The following is a 26,517-nucleotide window of genomic DNA, read 5'->3' as shown; positions in this document are numbered from 1 at the left end:
CCGCGGCCGCGGCGAGCTCGGCCGCGCGCGCCGCCTCGAGGTCGAACGCGGTCGTCGCCGCGACGACCGGAGCGGTCAGACGCACGACCGCGGCGGTCGCGGCGGGGATGCCGGGGTGGGTGCGCTGCCCGCGCAGCGACCGCAGGATGGTCGCGGCGTCGGCGAGGGTGAGCCGGACCGGTGCGCCGACCTTCCCGTCCGAGGCCACCAGGGCGGCGTCGGCCGCGGTCAAGGCGGCGTCGAGCACGGTCAGACGCTCGTCCAGCATGGCCACGTGGGCGGCGGCCTCGGCCGCGGTGTCGAGGTGCAGCTCCGGGGGGAGAGTCAGCGGGACCGCCGGCGCGGCCGTCATCGGCGACGCGGTCGCGGTCCACGCGGCGAACGCGGGGTGCAGTCGTTGTGGCCCGGTGGCGGTCGTGCCCGTCGGGCTCGCGGAGGCGGCGGCGAAGCTGAGGGGGCCGACGCCGACGCCGACGAGCGTGATCGCGACGGTGAGGGCGACCAACCCGGCGCGTCGCCTGGTCGCAGGTCGCCCGTCGGGTCGAATCGCAAGGCTCATATGTGTCATATCGACAGCGCGGCCCCGGACCTGAGGTCTAAGTCCCGCTGACTCTCCCGGTGCTGTGGCCGGAGCTCCGGGCTCGGGGGGTTCGGGGGAGCTAGACGAGGGCGGGGAGGCGGGCGCCGACGGCGCGCAGGACGAACGTCTCCGTCGCGTCGATCGCCTGCTCCCGGGCCGGACCGGCGGCGGTCGGAACGACCCGACCGGACAGGCAGGCGTGGACCAGGGGCATGGTCGTGTCGAGGTCCTGCGGGGGCAGGGCGCCGGACTCGAGCCCCGCGGTGAGGATGCGCCGGAGGATGGCCTCGACGCCGACGACGTGCTCGCGCAGCCGCTGCTGGGTGCCGGGCGAGAGCACCTCACGCAGGTCCGGGCCGTGGGCGAGGTGGAACACCCGCTTGAGCTGCGCCTGCTGCCGGACGTAGGCGCGCAGCTGCTCGACGGGGTCGTCGACACCCTCGAGCGCGCACTCGAGGCCGGCGAGGTACTGCTCCGTCTCGTGCGTGATGTACCCGAGCAGGAGCGTTTCCTTGTCGGTGAAGTGGTTGTAGACGGCGGTGCGGCCGATGCCGGCCTTCGCGGCGATGTCCGCGAACGTGATGGCCTCGAACCCGCGTTCGGCCATGAGCGCGGCCAACGCCCGGAAGAGGCGCTCGCGGGTCTGCTTACGGTGCTCGGCCAGCGAGCCACCGATGATCTTGGGCATCTGACACCTTCTCACGATCTGTCAGCATGGAACCCCGCGCCGGCGACCGTGCTCGGGTTACGGTCAGGTGGTGTGCGCGATTTGTCGCACAACGGCCGAACTGGCTGCACCGCCCGACACCGTCGTCGAGGGGACCACGCCGCGTGACGACCACGAGCCCATGGATCGCCTGGCCCAGCGGAGCCGACCCCGCCGAGCTGTCGGCACGCCTGCGCGCGGCGCACGAGCTGTTCGTCGCCGGCCCGGGCACCGGCCCGGGTGCGGACTGGGGCGCCGACGGCGGGCGTGACCGAGGCTCGTGGGTCCGCCGGGTGGTGATGGAGTCCTGGCTGCGCAGCCGGAGCAGCGGGGTCGACCCCGAACACCTGAACCCGCCGGTGGACCTCGCCGGCGTGGACCTCGCCGCGTACCGGCGCGGGCACGCGCTCGCGCCGCTCATGCCGATCGTGCGCCGCCTGCTCGTCGACGGCGCCGGCTCGGAGGGGCTGCTCGTCGCCCTGGCGGACGACGCCGGCCGCCTCCTGTGGGTCGAGGGCGACCATGCGGTGCGGCGCGCCGTCGAGGAGGTCGGCTTCGTCGAGGGTGCGCGCTGGCGCGAGCAGGATGCCGGCACCAACGCGCCAGGCATGGCCCTGGCGACCGATCACGAGGTGCAGATCTTCGCCGCGGAGCACTTCACCCGCGCGGTGCAGCCGTGGAGCTGCTCGGCCGCGCCGGTGCACGACCCCGTCACCGGTCGCACGCTCGGCGTCCTCGACGTCACCGGGCGCGACCCGGCCGCCTCACCGCAGATGGCCGCGCTGGTGCGCGCCACGGTCGCTGCGATGGAGTCCGAGCTCGCGGTGCGCGCGCTGCGGGCCCAGCTGTCGGACGCCGACGCCGACGCGCAGGTCCGGCGCCGCCGGGCACGGTCGTCCGGCCCGGGCGGGGTGCTCGCCGTCGCCCGCGAGCTCCGCGCGGTCGGCGCGCTCGCCCCGGCGGACCCCGTCGCCCCGGTGGACCTGGCTGCGCCCGTGGACCCGGCCTCCCCGGTTGGTCCGGTCTCCGCGGTGACCGGGGAGACCGCTCGGGTCGAGGCGACGGGACGGCTCGAGGTGCTCGGGACGTCGTCGGGCAGGCTGCTGCGCGGCGACGACCGGCAGGTGCTCACGCTGCGCCACGCCGAGCTGCTGCTGCTGCTCGGCCGCCACCCGGGCGGACTGACGGGGGACGAGCTCGCCGCGCTGCTGCACCCGGGGACGCTGTCGGGCGTCACGGTCCGGGTCGAGATGTCACGCCTGCGCCGCGCGGTCGGCGACCTGATCGGCGGCTCGCGGCCGTACCGCCTGACGGACCGCCCGGGGGACCGGATCCGCACCGACGTCGACGACGTGCGCGAGCGGCTCGCCCGGGGCGACGTCGCGGGCGCGGTCGAGGTCTATCGGGGGCCGGTGCTGCCGCGGTCGGAAGCTCCCGGGGTCGTCGCCCTGCGGGACGAGCTCGAGGCCGAGCTCCGGGCGGCCCTCGCCCGGACCCCCGACGTCGGTGCGCTGGAGGCCTGGACGCACGGGCCGGCCGGGGCCGACGACTGGGACGCATGGCAACGGCTGCTCGCGCTGCACCCGCTCGGGACGCCCGGGTGGATCCGGGCCTCGGCCCGCATCGACGTCCTGGACCGCGAGCTGGGCGCTCCCACCGGCCGGCTCTCACCCGTCGGCGACCCGGGACGAACCCGTCGACCGGTCACCACCTGAGCGTGCCCGGGCGGCCGCGGCGGCCGGCGTCGGACCGTGCAACGGCGACGCAACGTGCGCCGACTTAGCGTGCCCTTCGTAGGACGACGCAACGGTGCGTCGTCTCTGGGCCGGCCGTGCACCCTGCGGCGACCCAGCCCCGTGCATGGAGGAGATTCATGACGATCTACGCAGCGCCCGGCACGCCCCTCAGCATTGTCACCTTCCGTGAGAGGTACGACCACTGGATCGGCGGCGAGTACGTCCCGCCGATCGCCGGCCGCTACTTCGAGAACCCGTCGCCCGTGACGGGTCGCACCTTCACCGAGGTCGCCCGCGGCGACGCGGCGGACATCGACCGCGCCCTCGACGCGGCGCACGGCGCCGCCCGCAGCTGGGGGAAGACGACCGCCGCCGCGCGCTCGGTCATCCTCAACAAGATCGCCGACCGGATCGAGGCGAACCTCGAGATGCTCGCCGTCGCCGAGACCTGGGACAACGGCAAGGCGGTGCGCGAGACCCTCGGCGCCGACCTCCCGCTCGCCATCGACCACTTCCGCTACTTCGCCGGAGCGCTCCGGGCCGAGGAGGGGTCGATCTCCCAGATCGACGAGGACACCGTCGCGTACCACTTCCACGAGCCGCTCGGCGTGGTCGGCCAGATCATCCCCTGGAACTTCCCGCTGCTCATGGCGGTCTGGAAGCTCGCCCCGGCGCTCGCGGCCGGCAACGCCATCGTCCTCAAACCCGCCGAGCAGACCCCGGTCTCGATCATGGTGCTGATGGAGCTCATCGGGGACCTGCTGCCCCCGGGCGTGCTCAACGTGGTCAACGGGTTCGGGGTCGAGGCGGGCAAGCCGCTCGCGTCCTCGCCGCGGATCCGGAAGATCGCGTTCACGGGCGAGACCACCACCGGCCGGCTGATCATGCAGTACGCGAGCCAGAACCTCATCCCGGTCACGCTCGAGCTCGGCGGCAAGAGCCCGAACATCTTCTTCGCCGACGTCGCGCGCGAGCAGGACGACTACTACAGCAAGTCGCTCGAGGGGTTCACGATGTTCGCCTTCAACCAGGGCGAGGTCTGCACGGCCCCGTCCCGGGCGCTGATCCAGGAGTCGATCTACGACCAGTTCCTCGGCGACGCCGTCGCGCGAACGCAGGCGATCAAGCAGGGCAACCCGCTCGACACCACCACGATGATGGGCGCGCAGGCGTCCAACGACCAGCTCGAGAAGATCCTCAGCTACGTCGACATCGGCAAGGCCGAGGGCGCACGCCTGGTCACCGGCGGCGAGCGCAACCACCTGGACGGCGACCTGGCCGAGGGCTACTACATGACACCGACGATCTTCGAGGGCAAGAACTCGATGCGGATCTTCCAGGAGGAGATCTTCGGACCCGTCCTCGCGGTGACGAGCTTCTCCGACTACGACGACGCGCTCTCGATCGCGAACGACACCCTGTACGGCCTCGGGGCCGGGGTGTGGACCCGCGAGGCGAACCTGGCCTACCGGGCCGGACGCGAGATCCAGGCCGGGCGGGTGTGGACCAACTGCTACCACGCGTACCCGGCCGCGGCGGCGTTCGGCGGGTACAAGGGCTCGGGCATCGGCCGGGAGAACCACAAGATGATGCTCGACCACTACCAGCAGACCAAGAACCTGCTGGTGTCGTACACCGAGAAGCCCGACGGCTTCTTCTAGACCTCGAGGCGGCCTCGGGGGGATCCCCCGAGGCCGCACCGGGGTGCGGCAGGAGTCGCCCGGGAGGCGCCCGGCGGCTCCTGCCGCGCACCATCGACCGCACCACCTCGCGGTGGAACCCACCCCCGCGACCCGATCAACGACGGACAGGTGATCTCCGTGTCGATGGCCGAACCGCTCCCGGACCGGGTGGCGGTGACCGCGGCGGCGGCGTCGATGCTCCGGCAGCTGCGCACCCAGCACGGGGAGCTGATGTTCCATCAGTCCGGAGGCTGCTGCGACGGCTCGTCACCGATGTGCTACCCGGCCGGGGAGTTCCTCACCGGGGACAGCGACGTCCACCTCGGCGACCTGGTCATCCCCGTCGAACCGGCTGAACCCGATGCCGTCGGTCCCGTCGACGCCGAGGGGTTCACGGTGCCGGTGTGGATGAGCCGCAACCAGTACGGGTACTGGAAGCACACCCACCTCACGATCGACGTCGTCCCGGGCCGGGGTGCGGGGTTCTCGCTCGAAGCCCCCGAGGGGGTGCGGTTCCTCATCCGGTCCCGACTCTTCTCGGACGACGAGTGGCGGGCGCTCGACGCGGCCGACGCGCTGTGACCCCGGTGCGGTGAGTGCCCCCGGGGGGCGTCGCGCTGGGTAGCCTCGGGGCCATGCCCGACGACGCCATGCCCGACGACGACCCGCGCCTGACCGATCCCGATCCCGCACCGATCGTGGCCGACACCAAGGACTGGACCTGGGTGCTCGAGCGGCCGTGCCCCGAGTGCGGCTTCGTGGCGGCCGACGTCGACCCCGCCGCGATCGGTTCGACCGTGCGCAGCCTGGCCCCACGCTGGCGCGCCGCACTCGAGCGCCCGGACGCGCGGGTGCGACCGGAGCCGGCGACCTGGTCCGTGGTCGAGTACGCCGCGCACGTCCGCGACGTCAACCGCATCTTCGCGACCCGCCTGCACGCGATGCTCGCGACGGCCGACCCGGTCTTTGCGAACTGGGACCAGGACGCGACCGCACGAGCGGACCGCTACGACCTGCAGGAGCCGGCGGCGGTCGCGGCCGAGCTGGCGGTCGCCGCGGCGGCGATGGCGGACGACTTCGACGCGGTCCGGCCGGACCAGCTCGACCGGACGGGGCGCCGCTCCAACGGATCGCGGTTCACGGTCCGCACCCTCGGCCAGTACTACCTGCACGACGTCGTCCACCACCTCCGCGACATCGGCGCCTGACCGCGGGCGACGGTTGTACCGCCGGGACGCCGCCCTGACCACCACGAGGCGCCGTCGGGCAGGTGGACGGGATGTGAACTGTCCACAAACTCGGTCCACAACCCTGTGGATTCAGCACCGGATCAGCGCACACAGGTGTGGACGAGCCTGTGGATGACGGGTGTCCGAAAAGTCCGTTCACCAAACGCTTGCGGGCCCTCCCGGACGGGGCTAGACAAGTCGTATCGGACTCGACGGACCGGGCAGAGGGCGGGGCAACCCGCAGGACGCAACGGGGACCGGGGGACCGGCCCTACCGGCGAACGGCGGGGGCGACCTGGCGGGGAAACCCGTCGAACTGCGAAGACGACGCAGGTGCCCGCACGTACCGGAAGGTTGATCGTGAGAGGTCGAACGCTCGGGTCACCCGGGTGACGAGACCGAGTCGCAGCGTCTGAGCGACGTCGGACAGCACCGGGCAACCGGTTGTGGGACTAGCGGTCACAGCAAGGCCCCTCGGACTCCTATTCCGAGGGGCCTTCGCTGGTTCAAGGCTAGGGGCCACCGGTGCATGCTCCGTGGACGACGCGCGCGCGCCTGGTGAAGATTCGCGTCAGCTCACCGGGAGGCGATCGCACCCAGGTGAGCCGGCCGGGTCCTTTCGGTTCATGCCCGGCGGGTGAGGCTGACTCGGCCTCGTGGTGCGCAGGATCGGCGAGAGGGCCGCGGAGATCGGCCACCGCGGTCACCGGCAGCCAAGGAGTCGTCATGACCACGTTCACCGTCTGGAAGTACGAGAGCCCCGATGGCGCGCAGGAGGCCGCCGACATCCTGCGCTCCGCAGCGTCCGAAGGTCTCGTCAAGATCGTCGACCACGCCGTCGTGAGCTGGCCGCTCGGGGCGAGCAAGCCCGTCGTGAAGCAGCCGCACGACGACGAGCGACGCGGCGCGGGCTGGGGAGCGCTCTGGGGACTGCTGCTCGGGAGCCTGTTCTTCGTGCCGCTGCTCGGCGCCGCCGCGGGGGCCGCACTGGGCGCCTCGAGCAAGGCCATGGAGGCGATCGGGATCGACAAGAAGCAGTTCGAGACCCTCAAGGGCGAGGTGGTCCCCGGGACCTCAGCCCTGTTCGTCGTGACGACCGAGGGTGAGCTCGACCGCATCGCGGAGCGGTTCCACGGACTGCACAGCACCCTCGTCACCTCGAACCTCAGCGCCACCGAGGAGCAGACGCTGCACGAGGCGTTCGGCTGAGGGCGCTCGCGCGAAACGCTCATCCGCGACGGGCCGGGGCCGATTCGACGGGACGGAGCAATTCCTTCCCATTGAATCGGAGTCCCACGTGAGCGCCCAGTCGTACTCGACTGTCCCTGCAGCCCTGCCGCGACGAGTCTGGGCGGACCGCCCGGTCCGGACCAAGATCCTCGTCACCGTTGCCGTGATGGCTGCGGCGGCGGTCGGCGTCGGGGTGGTCGCGGTGGGCGCGGTCAGCACGCTCAAGGCGACCGGGCAGGAGATGTACGACGGTCGGGTGGTCTCGCTGCAACAGCTCACCGAGATCCAACGCAGCTACCAGGGAGACCGTGCGCGGGTCATCCAGTACGGCATCGCCGACGAGGCGACCCGCGCGGAGCTCGCGACCGAGCTCGTCGAGCGCCAGAGCGACCTGGCGACCCTGCTCGACGGCTACCGCCCGTCCGCGGTCGACCCGCAGGGTGTCGAGGCGATCGAGACGGCCCTGACGGCGTACTACGCGGCCGCGTCGGACGAGCTGTTCCCGCTCGCCGACCTGGGCGACACGGCCGAGTTCGGTGCCTACTTCCAGACGACGATCCGGCCGCTGACGACGGCCGTCATGGACGCGATCCAGGCCGAGACCGAGGCGCAGGGCACCGCCGCCGCCACGTTGCAGACCGAGGCCGCAGACCAGGCGTCGTCGGCGACCCGCCAGATTCTCGCCGTGGTCATCATCGGGATCGTCCTCGCCATGACCCTCGCGCTGGTGGTGGCACGTTCCATCTCGCGTCGGCTCGGGCGCGTCGAGGTGAGCCTGGCCGCCCTCGGCGACGGGAACCTCACCTCCGAGCTCGTCGTGGACTCGCGGGACGAGCTCGGGCGGCTCGCGTCATCGATGGGGCTCGCCCAGGGCAAGCTCCGCGAGCTGGTGTCGGGGGTCGTGGAGACGGCGGGCACGGTCGCTGCCGCCGCAGAGGAGCTCTCGGTGGCCAACTCTGAGGTGGCCGCGGGCTCGGACGAGACCAGTGCGCAGGCCGGGGTCGTCGCGGCCGCGGCGGAGCAGGTCTCGCGCAACGTGCAGACGGTCTCGGCCGGCGCGGAAGAGATGGGTGCGTCGATCCGGGAGATCGCGCAGAACGCGAACGAGGCCGCACGGGTGGCCGGGCAGGCCACGGGTGTGGCGCAGGCGACGAATGACACGATCGCGAAGCTGGGAGTCTCCTCGGCCGAGATCGGCAACGTCGTCAAGGCGATCACGTCGATCGCGGAGCAGACGAACCTGTTGGCGCTCAACGCGACGATCGAGGCTGCCCGCGCCGGTGAGGCAGGGAAGGGCTTTGCCGTGGTGGCCGGCGAGGTGAAGGAGCTGGCGCGGGAGACCGCCCGTGCGACCGATGACATCTCGCGCCGGGTGGAGGCGATCCAGGCGGACACGGCGGGTGCCGTGACGGCGATCGAGGAGATCGCGTCGATCATCGCGTCCATCAACGACTATCAGCTGACGATCGCGAGCGCGGTCGAGGAGCAGACGGCGACGACCAACGAGATGTCCCGGTCGGTCCAGGAGGCGGCGACGGGCTCGGTCGAGATCGCCACGAACATCGTCGGTGTCGCGACGTCGGCCGCGATGACGTCGGACGTCCTGGGTCAGGTCGGCACGTCGATCGCCGAGCTCGCCCAGCTGTCGGCCGATCTGCGTCAGCGGGTCTCGACCTTCACCTACTGAGCGCTTCATCGGTCGTCGCGACCGGACCGCGACCGGACGCCGGTGCTCGACGCTGGTTGAATCGAGCCTGGAGACTCCGAGGGGACCGTCACGGCGGCCCCACGCGACGGATGGAGACACGATGCGCATGGATACGACGAAGGACCCGCAGTCGGCGGCGAGCCCCCGGGCCGACAGCCACGACCTGATCCGCGTCCAGGGCGCGCGCGTGAACAACCTCAGGGACGTCAGCATCGAGATCCCGAAGCGCCGGCTGACGGTGTTCACCGGGGTGTCCGGCTCGGGCAAGAGCTCGCTGGTGTTCGGCACGATCGCCGCGGAGTCGCAGCGGCTGATCAACGAGACCTACAGCGCCTTCGTGCAGGGGTTCATGCCGACCCTGGCCCGGCCGGACGTCGACCTGCTCCGGGGGCTGACGACGGCGATCATCGTGGACCAGGAGCGGATGGGGGCCAACGCCCGCTCCACGGTCGGCACCGCCACCGACGCCAACGCGATGCTGCGCATCCTGTTCAGCCGGCTCGGTCAGCCGCACATCGGCTCACCGCAGGCGTTCTCGTTCAACGTCGCCTCGATCAGCGGTGCGGGGGCGGTCTCCATCGAGCGCGGCGGCCAGACGGTCAAGGAGCGTCGGACCTTCAGCATCACCGGGGGGATGTGTCCCCGGTGCGAGGGTCGGGGCTCCGTCACGGACATCGACCTGTCGCAGCTGTACGACGACAGCAAGTCGCTCACCGAAGGGGCGATCACCGTCCCGGGCTACAGCGCCGACGGCTGGTTCGGACGGATCTTCTCCGCGGTGGTGCCGGGCGACGTGCCGATCGCCGCGTTCACCGCCAAGCAGCGGCAGGAGTTCCTCTACGGTGCGCCCCGGAAGATCAAGGTCGACAGCATCAACCTCACGTACGAGGGGCTGATCCCGAAGATCCAGAAGTCGATGCTGTCCAAGGACGTGGACACCCTGCAGCCGCACGTCCGGGCGTTCGTCGAGCGGGCCGTGACCTTCATGACGTGCCCCGACTGCGGTGGCACCCGGCTGACCGAGGCCGCGCGGTCGTCGAAGATCGCGGGGATCAGCATCGCCGACGCCTGCGCGATGCAGATCAGCGACCTGGCGGTCTGGGTCGCCGGCCGCGAGGAGGCGTCGGTGGCACCGCTGCTCGAGGGCCTGCGGCACACCCTCGACTCGTTCGTGGAGATCGGGCTGGGCTACCTCTCGCTCGACCGGCCGTCGGGCACGTTGTCCGGCGGCGAGGCCCAGCGCGTCAAGATGATCCGGCACCTCGGCTCCTCGCTCACCGACGTCACCTACGTCTTCGACGAGCCGACGATCGGGCTGCACCCGCACGACATCCAGCGGATGAACGGCCTGCTGCTGCAGCTGCGGGACAAGGGCAACACGGTGCTCGTCGTCGAGCACAAGCCGGAGGCGATCGAGATCGCCGACCACGTCGTCGACCTCGGCCCGGGGGCCGGCGCCGCGGGCGGCGAGGTGGTGTTCGAGGGGACCGTCGACGGGCTGCGGGCCAGCGGCACGCTCACCGGGCGGCACCTGGACGACCGGGCCACCCTGAAGCCCACCGTGCGGACGCCGGCGGGGGCGTTGAAGGTCCGCGGCGCCAGCACCCACAACCTCCAAGGCGTCGACGTCGACATCCCGCTCGGGGTGCTGGTGGTGCTGACCGGCGTGGCCGGGTCGGGCAAGAGCTCGCTGATCCAGGGCTCGGTGTCCGGCCGGGACGGGGTGGTGACGGTCGACCAGGGCGCGATCAAGGGCTCGCGACGCAGCAACCCGGCGACGTACACCGGCCTGCTCGACCCGATCCGCAAGGCGTTCGCCAAGGTCAACGGCGTGAAGCCGGCCCTGTTCAGCGCCAACTCGGAGGGTGCCTGCCCCAACTGCAACGGCGCCGGGGTCATCTTCACCGACCTGGCGATGATGGCCGGGGTAGCCACCGTCTGCGAGGTGTGCGAGGGCAGACGGTTCGAGGCGTCGGTGCTGGACTACCACCTCGGCGGACGCGACATCAGCGAGGTGCTCGCGATGTCGGTGACCGAGGCCGAGGGCTTCTTCGGCGCCGGCGACGCGCGCACGCCGGCCGCGCACGCCATCCTCGACCGGTTGGTCGACGTCGGCCTCGGCTACGTCAGCCTCGGCCAGCCGCTCCCGACGCTGTCCGGCGGCGAGCGGCAGCGGCTCAAGCTGGCTACGCACATGGGCGAGAAGGGCGGCGTCTACGTGCTCGACGAGCCGACCGCCGGCCTGCACCTCGCCGACGTCGAGCGGTTGCTCGGCCTGCTCGACCGGCTCGTCGACTCCGGCAAGTCGGTGATCGTCATCGAGCACCACCAGGCGGTCATGGCGCACGCCGACTGGATCATCGACCTCGGCCCCGGCGCCGGCCACGACGGCGGCCGGATCGTCTTCGAGGGCTCCCCGGCAGACCTCGTCGCCGCCCGCTCCACCCTCACCGGCGAGCACCTCGCGGCGTACGTCGCCCCCTGACCGCCCCCGGTATCCCTCGCGAGTGCGGGCGTTCGGCTGCCGTTCGGGCCGGTTGAGCAGCCGAAAGCCCGCACTCGCGGTGGGATACGAGGGTCGGGAGGGTCGGGCGGCGGGGTCGGGGGCGGCTAGATGAGGGGCCGGCGCTCGAGCTGCTCGTAGGTCGCGGTGGCATCCGTGCGGCGCGCCCAGGTGATGGGCGCGCCCGCGGCCAGCGAGGCGGGCACGTCGAGCACCCGCTGGTTGCGGCTGCCGCGGAACTGCAGGCTCAGGTCGCGCTCGGCGAGGTCGAACGGTCCGTCCACCAGGACGTCGAGGTGGCTGAGCAGGGCGATCTTGTCCGCGCTCTCGACCGCGAGCTGCTCGAACGTGTACCCGCTCCAGCACCAGATGTCCTTGCTCGCACCGAACCGCTCGCGCACCCGCCGCACCAGGCGCAGGCAGACCTGCGTGTTGAGGAACGGCTCACCGCCGAGCAGCGTCAGCCCCTGCACGGACTCGTGCGCCAGGTCCGCGAGGATCTGCTCCTCGAGCTCGTCGGTGTAGGGCTGCCCGTAGCGGAAGTTCCACGTGCGTTCGTTGAAGCAGCCCTCGCACGCGAACAGGCAACCGCTGACGTACAGGCTGCAGCGCACGCCCTCGCCGTCGACGAAGGCGAACGGCTTGTAGTCCGCGACGAACCCCTGGCTGACCTTCTCGGCCAGCCACTGCCCAGGCTCGGGGGTGCGCACGCGGGTCAGCCGGCGTCGGGCGCCGACCCGGCCACCGGTCCCGTGCGATCGGCCATGTGCTTCACGCGCGAGGTGATCTCGGAGTGCCGCCCGTGCACCATCGGTCGGGCCTGCGGGTTGCCGAGGTAGCCGCAGGTGCGCTTGACGACGTCGCACGTGCGCGGGTCGAAGTTGCCGCAGCCGGGGCAGGCGAACCCGCGCGCGGTCGGCTCGAAGTCGCCGGAGAAGCCGCACGCGTAGCAGTGGTCGATGGGCGTGTTGGTGCCCAGGTAGCCGACCCGGTCGTAGGAGTAGTCCCACACGGCCTCGAGCGCCTTCGGGTTCTGCTGCAGCACGGGGTACTCGCAGTAGTGGATGAACCCGCCCGAGGTGAACACCGGGTAGTCCTTCTCGAAGTCGAGCTTCTCGAACGGCGTCGGGCTCTTGCGCACGTCGTAGTGGAAGCTGTTCGTGTAGTAGTCCTTGTCCGTGATGTCCGCCACGGAGCCGTACTTCGCCTTGTCGAGCCGGCAGAACCGGTCGGTCAGGCTCTCGCTCGGGGTCGCGTACACGCTGAACTGGTAGCCGTGCTCGGCCGTCCACCCACCCGCGTGCGAGTGCAGCGACTGAAGGATCCGCAGGGTGAAGTCCTTGGCCTCGGGGTTGGCCTCCCAGTCGCCGCCGTAGAACGCCGCCGCCACCTCGTAGAGCCCGAGGTAGCCGAGCGAGACCGTGGCGCGCCCGCCCTTGAACAGGCTGTCGACGTCGTCGGTCGGGTCCAGCCGCTTGCCGAAGGCGCCGTGCACGTACAGGATCGGCGCGTTGGCCGGCGCCGCCTGCTTGCACCGCTCGATCCGGTAGACCAGCGCGTCGTGCACCGTGGCCAGCCGCTCGGTGAGCAGGGCCCAGAACGCCTCCTGGCTGCCGTGGGCCTCGAGGGCGATGCGGGGCAGGTTGAGGGTGACCACGCCCAGGTTCATCCGACCCTCGGCGACGTCGTCACCGTTCTCGTCGGTCCAGCCCTGCAGGAACGAGCGGCACCCCATCGGCACCTTGAAGCTGCCGGTGAGCTCGACGATCTTGTCGTAGTTGAGGATGTCGGGGTACATGCGCTTGGTGGCGCACTCCACCGCGAGCTGCTTGAGGTCGTAGTTGGGGTCGCCCGGCTCGAGGTTGAGACCGCGGCGGATGGTGAAGACCAGCTTCGGGAAGATCGCCGTGCGGCGCTCGCCGCCGAGGCCGCCGATCCGGATCTCGAGGATCGCCCGCTGGATCTCGCGCTCGAGCCATCCCGAGCCCAGACCGAAGCCGAGGGTGGTGAACGGCGTCTGCCCGTTGGAGGTGAACAGCGTGTTGATCTCGTACTCGAGGCTCTGCATCGCGTCGTAGATGTCCTTGCGGGTCTTCTCCTCCGCATAGGGCCGCCACCGGGACTCCTGCGTGATCCACTGCTCGGCGTCGGCGAGGTGCTTGGCGAGATTCAGCGCGGCGTAGGGCGCGAGCAGCTCGTCGATGCGGTTGGCCGAGCAGCCGCCGTACTGGCTGGAGGAGACGTTCGCGATGATCTGCGAGATCTGCGCGGTCGCGGTCTGGATCGAGCGCGGCGGGTCGACCTGGGCGTTGCCGATCCGGAACCCCTCGGCCAGCATCGTGGCGAAGTCGATCAGGCAGCAGTTCGTCATCGGCGAGTACGGGTGGTAGTCGAGGTCGTGGTAGTGGATGTCGCCCTTCTGGTGCGCGTTCGCCACGTGCGGGGGCAGCATCCGCAGGCCGATGGCCTTGCCGACCGCCCCGGCCGTCAGGTCGCGCTGGGTGTTGAAGACGTCGCTGTCCTTGTTCGCGTTCTCGTGCACGACCGCGGAGTCCTTGTCGATCAGCTTGATGATCGAGTGGTTGATGTCCGTGGTCTTGCTGCGGGAGAAGTCCCGCTGGACGCGGTAGTTGATGTACGCCTGGGCGACGTCGTACTCCCGGCTCTCCAGCAGGATGTGCTCGACGACGTTCTGGATCTCGTAGATCTTGACCGCGCCGGCGAACCGCTCGCCGATCTCCGCCTCGATGCGTGCGACCAGGTCGGCGAGCGTGTGCTCGGCGATCGGCGTGAGCTCGCCGTGCACCTCGACGAAGGCCTTCGCCAGGGCGGCCCGGATCCGCGCGTGGTCGAACGCCAGCGTGCGACCGTCGCGCTTGAGGACGGTCATCCCGCGCGGGCCACCGACCGTCCCGTCGCCAGACTCCACACGGTCAAGCTCTACAGCGGTCACGACGACTCCAGGATCCAGGCTGACAAATCTCACACAAGATGTTGTGTGAACGACACCGGAATCACGCTAGATGTAGTGGCGACGACGATCTGGGTACTTGGTCCTGCCTGGGATCGTGGCCGCCGCGTCCGCGGCCGACGTCGCGATGTGCCGTTCGCCTCACCCGACGGCTCGCGCCAACAGGTGGTGGCGAGCTGTTGCAATTCCCCACGCGGGAATGGGTGCCTGCCGTACGGTTTCGACCGACGCTCGACGCCGTCGGCCGCGTGACCACGAGGGAGACGGGCATGCCCCGGTATCTGGGCGTTCTGCTGGAGATCGGGCTCATCGTCTTCTGCCTGATCGAGTGCATCCAGGCCCCACCCGGCCGCGTGCGCAACCTGCCCACCTGGGCGTGGATCTTGCTGATCCTGTTCATCCCCTACGTCGGCCCGATCGCCTGGCTGGTCGCCGGGCGGCCGACGGCGGCGTCGGCGGGACGGTCCGTGCCCTGGCCGGCCACCAGGACGGCCGGGTTCCCCGAGTACGAGCGCCCCGCGCCCGACGACGACCCCGCGTTCATCGCGCGGCTCGCTGCCGCCGAGTCGGACTCGGACGACCGCCGGCTGCTCGCGCAGTGGGAGGCCGACCTTCGCGCACGCGAGAGCAGGGCCCGGGACGCCGAGCAGCAGCCGGGCGATGGCTCGGACGGTCTTCGGCCGCCCGGCACTCCGTAGCCCGCCCGGGAGCCTGCCGATCCCTCGCGCTGCGCCGAGCTTCTGTTCGGGCCCGGGCCGGCTGGCTACGCTCGGGCGATGACGAACCTGGAGGCCAGGCCGCAGGAGAACGTGTGCCGGGCGGGTCCGCGGGGTGGCGACGTGGAGCTCATCGAACCGCGGGACGTGCCGCTCGGCGGTCCGCGGGCCATGACCGTGCGCCGCACGTTGCCCTCGAAGCAGCGCTCGCTGGTGGGGCCGTTCTGCTTCCTGGACCACTACGGACCGAACGACATCGCGGTCTCGGGCGGCATGGACGTACCCCCGCATCCGCACGCAGGCCTGCAGACGGTGACCTGGCTCTTCGACGGGCAGGTGCTCCACCGGGACTCGATCGGCTCGGTGCAGACGATCGCGCCCGGTCAGCTGAACCTCATGACCGCGGGGCGAGGAATCAGCCATTCCGAGGAGGGCACGCTCGCGCGGTTCCCCGGGCAGCGCCAGCTCAGTGGCATTCAGCTCTGGACGGCGCTGCCCGACGCGCACCGCCACCTGGCACCGACGTTCGAGCACGTCGCGCAGGTGCCGAGCGTGGTGCTCGACGGCGCGCTGGTGCGGGTGCTTCTCGGCGAGCTGGGCGGGGTCAGCTCCCCGGCGCACGCCTACTCGCCGCTGGTGGCGGCCCAGCTGGACCTCCCGGCCGGCGCCGTCGTGCGGGTGCCCGTCCGGGCGGCCTTCGAGCACGCCGTCCTGCTGGACCTGGGCGAGCTGACCGTCGCGGGACGACCGGTCCCGCTCGGTTCACTGGCCTACCTGGCGCCCGGCGTCGAGGAGCTGGTGCTCGAGGCCGGTGACCGCCCGGCGCGGGCCGTCCTCATCGGGGGCGAGCCCTTCGACGAGCAGGTGCTGATGTGGTGGAACTTCGTCGGCCGCACCCACGAGGAGGTTGTCGAGGCGCGCGCCCAGTGGCAGGCCGCGATCGCCGGCGCCGACGAGGGACGGCGCCGCTTCGGCGCGGTCGTCGGCTACGACGGCGCCCCGCTCCCCGCCCCGGAGCTGCCGAACGTGCGCCTCGTGCCGCGCAGGCGCTGACGGCGGAGCGGGCGGCATGCGTCGCTGACGCGCGGCTTCGGGGTGTCGAGCGTCTCGGCTTCCGCGCGCCCGACGACCGGCCAGGGCCCGCACCTCGTGTTTTGTTGCGGAGGTTGACAAAATAGCGAGCGGTGCGGATGCTTGATGTCGAACGGCCTCGCGGGAGCACGACGCTGCGCACGGCGGGCTGCCGTCTTCATCCCCCTACGAAGGAGTAGAGCTGTCATGAAGAATGCCCAGCGCTTCCGTGTCGCCGCCGTCGCGGCAGCTGCAGTCGCCACCCTCGGGCTCTCCGGATGTGCCGGCTCGAGCGAGAGCGCCGACGAAGGCACGTCCGCCGGTCCGGTGACGCTCGAGTACTGGAGCTGGGCGACGAACGTCGACCAGGTGGTCGAGGGGTGGAACCAGGAGCACCCGGACATCCAGGTGAAGGTCGTCGAGGCGGCCGGAGCGGACGACATGGTGGCCAAGCTCCTCGCCTCCGTCCGCGCGGGTGAGGGCCCCGACATGGCTCAGGCGGAGTTCCAGAAGCTCCCGAGCCTCGTCGTCAGCGACGTCGCCCTGGACCTCAGCACGTACGCCGACCAGTTCTCCGGTGAGTACTCGAAGGGCACGATGAGCCTCGTCACGGTCGGGGACGGCGTCTTCGCCGTGCCCCAGGACGTCGCACCGATGGTCTTCATGTATCGCAGGGATCTCTTCGAGCAGTACGGCCTGCAGGTGCCGACGACCTGGGACGAGTACGCCGCTCTGGCCAAGCAGGTCAAGGAGGTCGCCCCGACCGCGTTCCTCGGCGGGTACCCCGACGACGCCTCGACGTTTGCCGCCTACACGCAGCCGCTCGGCGCCACGTGGTGGTCGACCGGCGGGGAGTCGTGGAACGTCGGGATCGACGGTCCCGAGTCACAGCGCGTCGCGAAGTTCTGGCAGCCCCTGGTCGAGGACGGACTTGTCGACACGACACACTTCTTCACCCCTGAGTGGGGGACGAAGATGAACGACGGCACCCTGCTCAGCTGGACCGTGGGCACCTGGGGTCCCGGCGCCGCCATCTCCGTCGCGCCGGACACCGCTGGCGCCTGGGCGATCGCACCCATGCCGAGCTGGGACGGCGAGAGCCAGGTCGGACTCATGGGCGGCAGCTCGGTCATGGTGACCAAGAACTCGGACCACCCGCAGGAGGCAGTCGAGTTCCTCACCTGGCTCAACACGTCGAGCGCGGGCACCGCCGGGATGATCGAGAAGGGCGGGCTCTTCCCGGCGTCGACGCTCGGTCAGGAGGCGCTCGCCGAGCAGCCGGTGCCCGAGATCGTCTCGGGCCAGGACGACTTCTGGGAGGTCGCGCTGACGGCGGCGAAGGACACCGCGCCGGTGACCTGGGGACCGAACGTCCAGGTCGCCTTCGACACGTGGGGGGACGCCATCAAGCAGGCCTCCGCCGCCAGGACCTCCTATCTCGACGTCCTCACAGCGACCCAGGACGCGGTGGTCGCGGACCTCGAGAAGTCCGGCTTCTCCGTCGACTAGGACGGCGCGCCCCTCCCCCTGCGGGGAGGGGCGTGGCCGCGCCCCCAACCCCCGCACACCACCCCCGGAGTACATCGAATGAGCAGACAACTGCGCCCGAGAATCGCGCCGTGGGGGTTCCTGGCGCCCGCGCTGGCGCTCTTCGTGACCTTTCTCCTCATCCCCATCGGCTACGCGATCTACCTGAGCGTCGTGCAGCTCAAGGTCGACGGCGGTGCGTTCGGCATCCGCCGCAAGGTCTTCGTCGGTCTGGACAACTACGTCGCCACGCTGACGAACCCCGAGCTCCTCGCGTCGCTGGGCAGGCTGGCGAAGTTCGGTCTGGTGTCCGTGCCCTTGACGCTCGGGCTCGCCCTCGTCTTCGCCCTGCTGCTGGACCTCCCCGGCATCCGGTTCGGCCGGCTCTCCCGGACCGCCATCTTCCTGCCGTACGCGGTTCCGGGTGTCGTCGGCGCCCTCCTGTGGGGGTTCATGTACCTGCCCTCGACGAGCCCCGTGAACTTCGCTCTCCGCACGGTCGGGCTCCCGGCCGTGGACTTCCTCGGCCCGGGCTCGATCTACGGCTCCCTGGCCAACATCGCCATCTGGGGCGGAGTGGGGTTCAACATGATCGTCATCTACACCGCGCTCAGGTCGATCCCCGCCGAGATCTACGACGCGGCGCACATCGACGGGGCCACGGAGTGGCAGGTCGCCTGGCGGATCAAGATCCCGCTGCTCACGCCGGCGCTCGTGCTCACGCTCCTGTTCTCCCTCATCGCGACGCTGCAGGCGTACTCCGAGCCGACCACCCTGCGGTCGATCTCGAGCTCGATCTCGTACTCCTTCTTCCCCTTGATGAAGATCTACCGGGACGCGTTCGGCACCGACGACGTCTCCGGCGCGGCCGCGGCGTCCGTGGTCATGGCCCTGGGCACCCTCCTCATCTCGCTCGTCCTGCTGCGACTGCTCCAGCGACGCACGTTCGAGGACGAGCGATGAGCGCCGTGCGTGCGGCGGGAGTTCGCCGGACGGCGCGTCCCTCACGGGTCGGACCCACGGCCGTCCTCCTCCTCGGTGCCCTGTACGCCCTCGTGCCCATCGTCTGGGTGCTGACCGCCGCCACCAAGTCCCGCGGCGAGCTCTTCAGCACCGCGCCGTTCGCCCTGGGCACCGGATTCGTGCAGAACCTCGTCGACCTGTCGACGTACGACGGCGGACAGTATTGGACCTGGGCCCTGAACAGCCTGGTCTTCGCCGGCGGTGGTGCGTTGCTCTCGACGGCCGTGTCGGCCTCGGCCGGCTACGCCCTCGCGCGCTACCAGTTCCGGGGCCGCGACGCCGTCTTCATGCTGCTGCTCGCCGGCGTGATGATCCCGCAGATCGCGCTGGCCGTGCCGCAGTACTTCCTCGCCTCCGAGCTCGGCCTGGCCAACACGTACTGGTCCGTGCTCCTCCCGAGCATCATCAACCCCTTCGGGATCTACCTCGCGTGCATCTACGTGCGCAGCTCGGTGCCGGAGGAGACGGTCGAGGCGGCGCGGATCGACGGGGCGAGCGAGCTGCGCACGTTCCGCTCCGTGGCCCTGCCGATGATGGTGCCCGGGCTCGTCACCGTCTTCATGCTGCAGTTCGTCGGGATCTGGAACAACTTCCTGCTCCCGTTCATCATGCTCAGCGACGAGTCGAAGTTCCCCCTGACCACAGGCCTGTACCTCATGCTCAACCGCGGGACAGGGACACCCGCGCTGTACAGCCTCGCGATCATGGGCGCCCTGCTCGCGATCGTTCCGCTCGTCGCGCTCATGCTGTTCCTCCAGCGCTACTGGCGTCTTGACCTCATCAGCGGGAGCCTCAAGGGCTAGGGTGCGCAGCCTGGCCCGCCTCCGGCGGAGCACCAGACCCAACCAGGAGCGCCACATGACGATTGCGTCCGGAGCCGACCAGCCGTGGCTCGGTCTGAACGAGGGGGAACGCGCCGTGGTCGCCGAGCTGATCGGCGGGGGCTCGCAACCGCGTGTCCAGCTGGCGCGCAAGCTCGGCCTGTCGCGCACCAGCCTGACGCGCATCACGCGCGAGCTCATCGACCTCAAGCTCGTCACCGAGAGCGACCGGCAGCAGCGCGCCGCGCGCGGCCGGCCGCCCGAGATCATCGACCTTCGGGTGGACGCCGCGCACGTCGTCGGCGTCAAGCTCACCGGCGACGACCTGTACGCCGTGGTCACCGGCCTCGACTCGTGGGTCATCGCGAACACCCACGTGACCCTCACCGACAGGAGCGTCGACGGAGTCGTCGACCTCATCGCGTCGACCGCGGACGACCTGCTGCGGGGACGGGAGCGACCCAGTGCGATCGGGGTCTGCCTCGCGGGCGACGTCGACGGTGTCGGCGCCGACTCCGAGATCGTGGGCTCGACCTTTCCCGGTTGGGCGGCGCGCGTGCCGATGGCGCGCATGGTCAGCGAGCGCACGGGGCTCCCGGCCACCGTGACCAACGACGTGACCGCACTGGCGACGGCGCACCACTGGTTCGGCGGCGGGACGGGGCCCAAGTCCCTCGTCGTGATCGTCATCGGCGACGGCGCCGGTGTCGGCCTGGTGCTCGACGATCGCGTGGTGATCGGGGCGCACGCCCGTCAGGGCAAGATCGGTCACCTCCTCGTCGAGGCCCAGGGGGAGCTGCGCTGCCCGAGCGGCCACCGTGGGTGCGCCGAGACGCTGGTGACGATGCCGGGGATCGCGGAGAACGCGGGGATGGCTCCGCAGGACTACCCCGAGGTGCTCGCCCGGGCCCGCGAGGGAGAGCCCCGGGCTCTGAGCGCCTTCCGCGATGCGGCGAGCGCCCTGGGTGCGATCGTCGCGCAGTTCGTCAACGTCCTCGACCCGGAGAAGGTCATCGTGACCGGGGAGGGCACCGACCTGCTCGAGCTGGCCAGGCCGACGTTCGACGCCGCCCTCCGCGACCGGCTGGACCGTCGGGCATCGCACGAGCTCGCCCTCAGCGTCGACCCGTTCCACTTCGGGCAGTACGCCGAAGGGGCTGGCATCACGGCCCTGCGCAGCTGCCTGTAGCCCCTCGCGCGGCATTGCGGCTCCCGCATGCCTCTGATATTGTTGCGGAACGTTACAAAAGTGAACGTCCCAACGATGAGGCGAGGTCTCGTGGCCCAGTGGACCAACGACGGTCTGGCGTACGGCGGCGACTACAACCCTGAGCAATGGTCGGCCGAGGTGCGTGCGCAAGACGTCACGCTCATGGGCGAAGCCGGCGTGACGCTGGTGACCGTCGGCGTGTTCTCGTGGGGGCTGTACGAGCCGCGCGCGGGACAGTACGAGTTCGACTGGCTCGACGAGACGCTCGACCGCCTGCATCGGGCCGGCATCGGCGTCGACCTCGCGACCCCGACGGCCGCGCCGCCCATGTGGCTCCTGCACGATCACCCCGAGATCCTGCGGGTCGACCGTGCCGCGACCCGGTCGACGCCCGGCGGGCGGCTGGGTTGGTGCCCCTCCCACCCGGTCTGGCGCGAGCACGCGCTGCGGATCGTGACGGTGCTCGCCGAGAGGTACGGCACGCACCCGGCGCTGCGCCTGTGGCACATCAGCAACGAGCTCGGTGGCGGGAACCGGCACTGCTACTGCGAGGTATCCGCTGAGCACTTCCGTCGGTGGCTCGCCGCTCGGTACGGCACCGTCGACGCGCTCAACGCCGCCTGGGGCACGGCGTTCTGGGGCCACCGGTACCCCGACTTCGACCACGTCCTGCCCCCACGGGCACCGGCAGCGGCCGAGTCGCGCAACCCGTCCCTGGTCCTCGACTTCGACCGGTTCTCCTCGGACGCGCTGCTCGAGCACCTGCGCGCCGAGCGGGCGGTCCTGCGACGCGTCACCCCGCAGGTCCCGGTCACGACGAACTTCATGGTGGGTGCCGGGCCGCACGTCGTCGACCACGCCCGCTGGGCCCCTGACCTCGACGTCCTGTCGAACGACCACTACGTGCGCGGCGCCGACCAGCACCAGGCGCAAGACGTCGCCTTCGCGGCCGATCGGGTCCGTGGCCTGAGCCCCGACGCGCCGTGGCTGCTGATGGAGACGGCGCCGAGCGCGGTCAGCTGGCAGGGGCGCAACCTGCCGCTGGACCCGGGACAGCTGCGGCGAATCGCGTTCACCCACGTCGGCAGGGGCGCCGACGGCGTCCTGATGTTCCAGTGGCGTGCGTCGGTGGCCGGTGCGGAGCAGTTCCACTCCGGGATGGTGCCGCACGCCGGACGGCGCTCGCGCACGTGGCGCGAGGTCGTCGCGCTCGGGGCCGACCTCGCCGCCGCTGGGCCGCTGGCAGGCACGCTCGTCGAGCGGGCCCGGATCGCGATCCTGGTCGACGACGAGTCGGACTGGGCGTGGGCGGCCGGGCCGAAGCCGATCGCCGACGACGCTCCGACCGGGCTGCCTCGCCGGGTCCATCGCGCCCTGTGGGCCCGGGGGCGGCGGGTGGACCTCGTGCCGACGGCGCGGCTCGACGAGCTCGCGCAGTACGACCTCGTCATCGTGGCCGGCCTCTATCTCGCGGACGGGCAGACGGCGACCGCACTCGCGCGCGTCGCTGAGCGCGGTGGCGCCGTGCTGGTGACCTACCTGTCCGGGATCGTCGGCCCGGACAACCAGGTGGTCCCCGGCGGCTACCCCGGCGTCCTCAAGACGCTGCTCGGTGTGCACGTCGAGGAGTTCGTCCCCGTGCTCGCCGGCGAGATCGTCGAGCTGGATCGGGGCTGGGCCGCGCACGACTGGACCGAGTCGTTGAGCGTCGACGACGCCCGCGTCGTCGCCCGCTACGCCACCGGTCGCCTCAGCGGCCAGCCGGCGGTGACCCGTCGGACGGTCGGCGCCGGGCAGGCGTGGTACGTCTCGGCGTCCCTGGATGACGCCGCGCTGGGTGAGCTGCTCGACGAGGTCACCGCGGGGCTCGATATCGCCCCGACCGCGGTCGTCGACGCCGGCATCGACGTCGTACGCCGCACTGGTGAGGGCGCCAGCTACCTCGTCGCCGTCAACCATGGCGACCGGCCCGGCGCGGTCGAGGCGACCGGCGTGGACCTGCTGACCGGCACGAGGTGGGCGTCCCGGTGCCCGGTGCCGGCCGGCGGCGTCGTGGTGATCGACGAACTGGGCTGACGCACGGCACGTAGTCCACGGGCGACCGGCGCACGGCCGGCCTCGTCGTCCCTTGCGGGACCCCCCCGAGCACGTTCACACGAAATGAGTCCCACCGCGATGCGATCGAACGACGCCCTGCCCTACGAGAACCCGTCCCTGCCGGTCGACCAGCGGGTCGATGACCTGCTGTCGCGGCTCGACCTGGAGGACAAGGTGGGCCAGATGTTCCACCCGATGGCGACGCTGGAGGACGTGGACACCCCGAACGTCGAGTTCGGCCTGCCGACGCTCCGCGAGACCATCGTCGAGAAGCGGATCAGCCACTACGGGCTGCTGGGCTCGAAGGCGACCCCCCGCGAGTTCGCCGAGTGGTACAACGCCGTGCAGCGGATCGCCCTGGCCCGGCCCCTCGGGATCCCGGTGACGTTCTCGACCGACACGCGGCACGCCCTGTCGGCCGATCCGCGCAACGCGCTCACCGGCAACCCCGAGAGCGAGTCGCCGCCCGGGTTCTTCTCCCAGTGGCCGGAGACGCTCGGCATCGCCGCGATCGGCTCCGACGCGGTCGCGGAGGGGTTCGCCGACGTGGTCCGCCAGGAGTACCGGGCGCTCGGCCTGCGGGTCGCGCTGCACCCCCAGGTGGACCTGGCGACCGAGCCCCGGTGGCCGAGGATCTTCGCGACGCTCGGTGAGGACGTCGAGCTGACGTGCCGCATGGCTCGGGCCCTCGTCCGCGGGCTCCAGGGGGCCGAGCTCGGCCCCGACTCGGTCGCGACCATGGTGAAGCACTTCCCCGGAGGCGGCCCCCAGCAGGACGGCGAAGACCCGCACTTCCCCTTCGGGCGGGAGCAGGTCTACCCGGGCGGGATGTTCGAGCTGCACCTGCGGCCGTTCGTGGCGGCGCTCGAGGCCGGGGCGTCCCAGATGATGCCCTACTACGGGATGCCGATGGGGACCGAGTACGAGGAGGTCGGGTTCGGGTTCAACCGGTCGGTCATCACCGGTGTGCTCCGCGAGCGACTGGGCTTCGACGGCATCGTGTGCACCGACTGGAGCCTCGTGTCCGACGGCGTGGCCCTGGGCGACCCGATCGCGGCCCGCGCGTGGGGGGCCGAGCACCTCACACCGAAAGAGCGGGTCCTGAAGTCGCTGGACGCCGGCGTCGACCAGTTCGGCGGCGAGTACCGCACCGACCTCGTGCTCGAGCTCGTGCGAGAGGGCCGGGTGTCGATCGAGCGCATCGACCGCTCCGTGCGCCGACTCCTGCGGGAGAAGTTCGTCCTCGGCCTGTTCGACGACCCGTTCGTCGACGCGGACCTCGCCGCTCGCACGGTCGGCCGCGCGGACTTCGTCGAGGCTGGCCTCGACGCACAGCGCAGGTCGCTGACCCTGCTGACGAACCGGGAGGTCGCGGGCGCCCCGCTCCTCCCGCTGCGCCGGCCGCTGCGGGTCTACGCCGAGGGGATCAAGCCCGGGCTGCTTGCCGCGCACGCCGAGGTGGCCGCGACCCCGCAGACCGCCGACGTCGCCGTCCTGCGGCTGCGCGCCCCCCATGAGCCGCGGCCCGGCCTTGCCGCGGGGTTCCACACCGGATCCCTGGAGTTCCCGGCCGAGCTGCACGCCCGGGTCGCCGCGATCGCCGCCGCCGTGCCCACGGTGGTGGTCGTCTTCCTCGACCGACCGGCGGTCCTCGGGGCGCTCACGCAGGCCGCGACGGCGGTCCTGGCCGACTTCGGCTCGAGCGACGAGGCCCTCCTGTCCGTCCTCTTCGCGGACGCGGAGCCGCAGGGATCCCTGCCCTTCGACCTGCCCCGCTCGATGAGGGCCGTGATCGAGAGCAGGTCGGACGTGCCGTTCGACACCGAGGACCCGCAGTTTCCCTTCGGTCACGGGCTGCGCTACGCGGGGGCCGAGCCGGCCGAGGCGGTGCGGACCGCCTGAGCCGTGCGGCTCGGCGCGGTCAGTCCTCGACCAGCTTGCCGTCGGCCAGCCGGACGACCCGGTCGGCCAGCTGGATCATGAGCGGGTCGTGGGTCGAGATGAGCGCGGTCATGCCCTCGGCCTGCACGACGGCCCGCAGCAGCGCCATGATCGCCAGTCCGGTCTCGGTGTCGAGCTGGCCGGTCGGCTCGTCGGCGATGAGAAGCCGGGGGGAGTTGGCCAGGGCGCGGGCGATCGCGACGCGCTGCTGCTGCCCGCCGGACATCTCCCCGGGCCGCTGGCGGGCGTGGGCGGTCAGCCCGACGAGCTCGAGCAGCAGCGCCACGCGTGCCTCGCGGACGTCGGTGGGCAGGGCGCGCAGCCGCAGCGGGATGCCGACGTTCTCGGTGGCGGAGAGCACCGGCACGAGCCCGAAGGTCTGGAACACGAACGAGACGACGTCCCGCCGGAGCGCGACCAGACCCTTCTCGGTGAGCGTGGAGACCTCGCGACCGTCCACGGTCACGGTGCCGGCGTCCGGTCGGTCGAGGCCGCCGATCATGTTCAGCAGCGTGGTCTTGCCCGACCCGGAGCGACCGACGAGGGCGATGAGCTCGCCGGGCTGGATCGTGAACGAGACGTCCTGGACGGCGTGCACCGCCGCCGGGCCGGTGCCGTAGGTCTTGCCGACGTGGTCGACGACGACGATCGGCGGCGCGGTCACCTCGAGGAGGGCGGCTTGCGGGTCGGCCAGGTGCCTTGCGGTGCTCACGACGGCTCCTCGGAGGTGGGAACGTGTTCGGCGACGTCGGGATCGGCAGCCTCGTCGGGTGCGGCCGTCGGCGTGCGATCCGGCCACACGGTGATGTGGCTCTGCTCGAGGGCGAGCCGGACGCGCCCGGACAGCTCCAGGACCTCGCGGTACTCCTGGGGCAGCTGGACCCGGCCGGCGCGGTCGAGCATCGCGTACTCCTGCGCCACGACCTGCTCGGCGCCGTGCTCGTCGGTGTGCGTGCGGCGCACGACCTCCGAGCTGGTGCGGCCGTCCCGGATCGCCACGGTGCGCTCGACGTGCTCGCTCACCCCGGAGTCGTGGGTGACGATGACCACGGTCGCGCCCAGGTCGCGGTTGGCCGCGCGCAGGGCGTCGAGCACCTCGTCCGACGAGGCGGTGTCGAGCTCGCCGGTCGGTTCGTCGGCGAACACGATCTGCGGCGAGTTGGCCAGGGCGACGCCGATCGCGACCCGCTGCTGCTCGCCGCCGGACATCTGCACGGGCCGCCGGTCGGCGCAGTAGCCGATGCCGAGCGCTTCGAGCAGCTCGGTCGAGCGGTGTCGCCGGGCCGCTCGGCGGACGCCGGCGAGGGCCTGCGGGAACGCGATGTTCTCCGCGGCGGTGAGGTACGGCACGAGGTTGCGGGCCGTCTGCTGCCAGACGAAGCCGACCATGCTGCGGCGGTAGGTGACGCGTTCTCGCGCGGTCATCGCCATCAGGTCCCACTCGCCGACCCGGACCCGGCCGGCCGTGGGCACGTCCAGCCCGGACAGCACGGAGAGCAGCGTCGACTTCCCGGAGCCGGAGGCGCCGACGATCGCGACCAGCTCGCCGGCGTCGATGAGCAGGTCGAGGCCCTGCAGTGCCTGCACCTCGATGCCCTCGGACTGGTAGATCCGCACCAGGCTCTCGCACGCGATCAGGGCGTGCGCGCCGTACTCGCCCGGGCGTTGGCGAGCGCGGCGCTCGAGCGAGTCGAGGGCCGCACGGTCGTCGGTCAGGGTGCTCGTCATGGTCGGGCTCCTTCCGGTCGTGCGGGTTGCGGGGGCAG

At 71.4% G+C, this 26,517-nt stretch carries 21 protein-coding genes; 15 read left to right on the top strand and 6 right to left on the bottom strand.

The window, feature by feature from the left end; all coding sequences use genetic code 11:
* Together EUA98_RS06090 and EUA98_RS06085 are read right to left on the bottom strand one after the other, a co-directional pair.
* The coding region (locus EUA98_RS06090) for a hypothetical protein (protein WP_207218987.1) at positions 1-559 on the bottom strand (559 nt) is incomplete at its 3' end.
* Positions 560-659: 100 nt separating this feature from the next.
* A complete protein-coding gene (locus EUA98_RS06085) occupies positions 660-1,268 on the bottom strand; it encodes a TetR/AcrR family transcriptional regulator (protein ID WP_130101779.1) in 609 nt (202 codons plus the stop codon).
* A gap of 143 nt (positions 1,269-1,411) precedes the next feature.
* Between EUA98_RS06085 and EUA98_RS20045 the strand changes: the two genes are divergently transcribed.
* The 7 genes from EUA98_RS20045 (at position 1,412) to EUA98_RS06045 (ending at position 11,356) form a co-directional block, all read left to right on the top strand.
* Positions 1,412-3,001, top strand: coding sequence for a GAF domain-containing protein (locus EUA98_RS20045; protein WP_242511307.1), 1,590 nt, complete (start codon positions 1,412-1,414; stop codon positions 2,999-3,001).
* 158 nt (positions 3,002-3,159) lie between these two features.
* Positions 3,160-4,683: an acetaldehyde dehydrogenase ExaC gene (exaC, locus tag EUA98_RS06070; RefSeq protein ID WP_130101778.1), complete on the top strand. Its 1,524-nt coding sequence runs from the start codon at positions 3,160-3,162 to the stop codon at positions 4,681-4,683.
* Positions 4,684-4,848: 165 nt separating this feature from the next.
* A complete protein-coding gene (locus EUA98_RS06065) occupies positions 4,849-5,286 on the top strand; it encodes a DUF779 domain-containing protein (RefSeq protein ID WP_130101789.1) in 438 nt (145 codons plus the stop codon).
* Between the two features lie 53 nt (positions 5,287-5,339).
* Complete coding sequence (locus EUA98_RS06060; RefSeq protein ID WP_242511306.1) at positions 5,340-5,912, top strand: DinB family protein; 573 nt, start codon at positions 5,340-5,342, stop codon at positions 5,910-5,912.
* 747 nt (positions 5,913-6,659) lie between these two features.
* Entirely contained in the window at positions 6,660-7,142 is a 483-nt protein-coding gene (locus tag EUA98_RS06055) for a DUF1269 domain-containing protein (protein ID WP_130101777.1), read from the top strand.
* A gap of 88 nt (positions 7,143-7,230) precedes the next feature.
* Complete coding sequence (locus EUA98_RS06050) at positions 7,231-8,850, top strand: methyl-accepting chemotaxis protein (protein WP_242511305.1); 1,620 nt, start codon at positions 7,231-7,233, stop codon at positions 8,848-8,850.
* A 127-nt stretch (positions 8,851-8,977) separates the two neighbouring features.
* A complete protein-coding gene (locus EUA98_RS06045; protein WP_130101776.1) occupies positions 8,978-11,356 on the top strand; it encodes an ATP-binding cassette domain-containing protein in 2,379 nt (792 codons plus the stop codon).
* A 125-nt stretch (positions 11,357-11,481) separates the two neighbouring features.
* On the opposite strand, the gene nrdG is transcribed toward EUA98_RS06045, so the two are convergent.
* Both nrdG and nrdD read right to left on the bottom strand, forming a co-directional pair.
* Complete coding sequence (gene nrdG / locus EUA98_RS06040) at positions 11,482-12,084, bottom strand: anaerobic ribonucleoside-triphosphate reductase activating protein (RefSeq protein ID WP_130101775.1); 603 nt, start codon at positions 12,082-12,084, stop codon at positions 11,482-11,484.
* A gap of 5 nt (positions 12,085-12,089) precedes the next feature.
* Positions 12,090-14,303 (bottom strand): anaerobic ribonucleoside-triphosphate reductase, encoded by a 2,214-nt coding sequence (gene nrdD, locus EUA98_RS06035; RefSeq protein ID WP_242511304.1) that lies wholly within the window; start codon positions 14,301-14,303, stop codon positions 12,090-12,092.
* A gap of 311 nt (positions 14,304-14,614) precedes the next feature.
* On the opposite strand from nrdD, the gene EUA98_RS06030 reads away from it, so the two are divergent.
* The 8 genes from EUA98_RS06030 (at position 14,615) to EUA98_RS05995 (ending at position 24,712) form a co-directional block, all read left to right on the top strand.
* Positions 14,615-15,043: a PLD nuclease N-terminal domain-containing protein gene (locus tag EUA98_RS06030; protein WP_130101774.1), complete on the top strand. Its 429-nt coding sequence runs from the start codon at positions 14,615-14,617 to the stop codon at positions 15,041-15,043.
* A gap of 78 nt (positions 15,044-15,121) precedes the next feature.
* Complete coding sequence (locus EUA98_RS06025; protein ID WP_130101773.1) at positions 15,122-16,114, top strand: pirin family protein; 993 nt, start codon at positions 15,122-15,124, stop codon at positions 16,112-16,114.
* Positions 16,115-16,339: 225 nt separating this feature from the next.
* Complete coding sequence (locus EUA98_RS06020) at positions 16,340-17,641, top strand: ABC transporter substrate-binding protein (RefSeq protein ID WP_165372733.1); 1,302 nt, start codon at positions 16,340-16,342, stop codon at positions 17,639-17,641.
* A 78-nt stretch (positions 17,642-17,719) separates the two neighbouring features.
* Positions 17,720-18,622 (top strand): carbohydrate ABC transporter permease, encoded by a 903-nt coding sequence (locus EUA98_RS06015; protein WP_130101771.1) that lies wholly within the window; start codon positions 17,720-17,722, stop codon positions 18,620-18,622.
* Positions 18,619-19,485, top strand: coding sequence for a carbohydrate ABC transporter permease (locus tag EUA98_RS06010; protein WP_130101770.1), 867 nt, complete (start codon positions 18,619-18,621; stop codon positions 19,483-19,485). The genes EUA98_RS06015 and EUA98_RS06010 overlap by 4 nt, the downstream gene beginning before the upstream one ends.
* A 55-nt stretch (positions 19,486-19,540) precedes the next feature.
* Positions 19,541-20,692 (top strand): ROK family transcriptional regulator, encoded by a 1,152-nt coding sequence (locus EUA98_RS06005; protein WP_130101769.1) that lies wholly within the window; start codon positions 19,541-19,543, stop codon positions 20,690-20,692.
* 75 nt (positions 20,693-20,767) lie between these two features.
* Entirely contained in the window at positions 20,768-22,789 is a 2,022-nt protein-coding gene (locus tag EUA98_RS06000; RefSeq protein ID WP_130101768.1) for a beta-galactosidase, read from the top strand.
* Positions 22,790-22,873: 84 nt separating this feature from the next.
* Entirely contained in the window at positions 22,874-24,712 is a 1,839-nt protein-coding gene (locus EUA98_RS05995) for a glycoside hydrolase family 3 protein (protein WP_130101767.1), read from the top strand.
* A gap of 19 nt (positions 24,713-24,731) precedes the next feature.
* Here the strand turns inward: EUA98_RS05995 and EUA98_RS05990 are convergent, their stop codons facing one another.
* Together EUA98_RS05990 and EUA98_RS05985 are read right to left on the bottom strand one after the other, a co-directional pair.
* The gene (locus EUA98_RS05990; RefSeq protein WP_242511303.1) at positions 24,732-25,463 is read right to left on the bottom strand and encodes an ABC transporter ATP-binding protein; all 732 of its coding nucleotides are present in this window, start codon (positions 25,461-25,463) and stop codon (positions 24,732-24,734) included.
* Positions 25,460-26,479, bottom strand: coding sequence for an ABC transporter ATP-binding protein (locus EUA98_RS05985; protein ID WP_130101766.1), 1,020 nt, complete (start codon positions 26,477-26,479; stop codon positions 25,460-25,462). The genes EUA98_RS05990 and EUA98_RS05985 overlap by 4 nt, the downstream gene beginning before the upstream one ends.
* Positions 26,480-26,517 lie beyond the last annotated feature (38 nt).

This window comes from Pengzhenrongella frigida (assembly GCF_004168625.1).
Taxonomy (GTDB): domain Bacteria; phylum Actinomycetota; class Actinomycetes; order Actinomycetales; family Cellulomonadaceae; genus Pengzhenrongella; species Pengzhenrongella frigida.
This window is presented reverse-complemented; position numbering and strand designations above follow the sequence as displayed.

Excerpts from the sequence above, each read along its gene's own strand:
- EUA98_RS06085 (WP_130101779.1), bottom strand. The coding sequence starts at position 1,268 with ATGCCCAAGATCATCGGTGGCTCGCTGGCCGAGCACCGTAAGCAGACC.
- exaC (WP_130101778.1), top strand. The coding sequence starts at position 3,160 with ATGACGATCTACGCAGCGCCCGGCACGCCCCTCAGCATTGTCACCTTC.
- EUA98_RS06065 (WP_130101789.1), top strand. The coding sequence starts at position 4,849 with ATGGCCGAACCGCTCCCGGACCGGGTGGCGGTGACCGCGGCGGCGGCG.
- EUA98_RS06060 (WP_242511306.1), top strand. The coding sequence starts at position 5,340 with ATGCCCGACGACGCCATGCCCGACGACGACCCGCGCCTGACCGATCCC.
- EUA98_RS06055 (WP_130101777.1), top strand. The coding sequence starts at position 6,660 with ATGACCACGTTCACCGTCTGGAAGTACGAGAGCCCCGATGGCGCGCAG.
- EUA98_RS06045 (WP_130101776.1), top strand. The coding sequence starts at position 8,978 with ATGGATACGACGAAGGACCCGCAGTCGGCGGCGAGCCCCCGGGCCGAC.
- EUA98_RS06030 (WP_130101774.1), top strand. The coding sequence starts at position 14,615 with ATGCCCCGGTATCTGGGCGTTCTGCTGGAGATCGGGCTCATCGTCTTC.
- EUA98_RS06025 (WP_130101773.1), top strand. The coding sequence starts at position 15,122 with ATGACGAACCTGGAGGCCAGGCCGCAGGAGAACGTGTGCCGGGCGGGT.
- EUA98_RS06020 (WP_165372733.1), top strand. The coding sequence starts at position 16,340 with ATGAAGAATGCCCAGCGCTTCCGTGTCGCCGCCGTCGCGGCAGCTGCA.
- EUA98_RS06015 (WP_130101771.1), top strand. The coding sequence starts at position 17,720 with ATGAGCAGACAACTGCGCCCGAGAATCGCGCCGTGGGGGTTCCTGGCG.
- EUA98_RS06010 (WP_130101770.1), top strand. The coding sequence starts at position 18,619 with ATGAGCGCCGTGCGTGCGGCGGGAGTTCGCCGGACGGCGCGTCCCTCA.
- EUA98_RS06005 (WP_130101769.1), top strand. The coding sequence starts at position 19,541 with ATGACGATTGCGTCCGGAGCCGACCAGCCGTGGCTCGGTCTGAACGAG.
- EUA98_RS06000 (WP_130101768.1), top strand. The coding sequence starts at position 20,768 with ATGAGGCGAGGTCTCGTGGCCCAGTGGACCAACGACGGTCTGGCGTAC.
- EUA98_RS05995 (WP_130101767.1), top strand. The coding sequence starts at position 22,874 with ATGAGTCCCACCGCGATGCGATCGAACGACGCCCTGCCCTACGAGAAC.
- EUA98_RS05985 (WP_130101766.1), bottom strand. The coding sequence starts at position 26,479 with ATGACGAGCACCCTGACCGACGACCGTGCGGCCCTCGACTCGCTCGAG.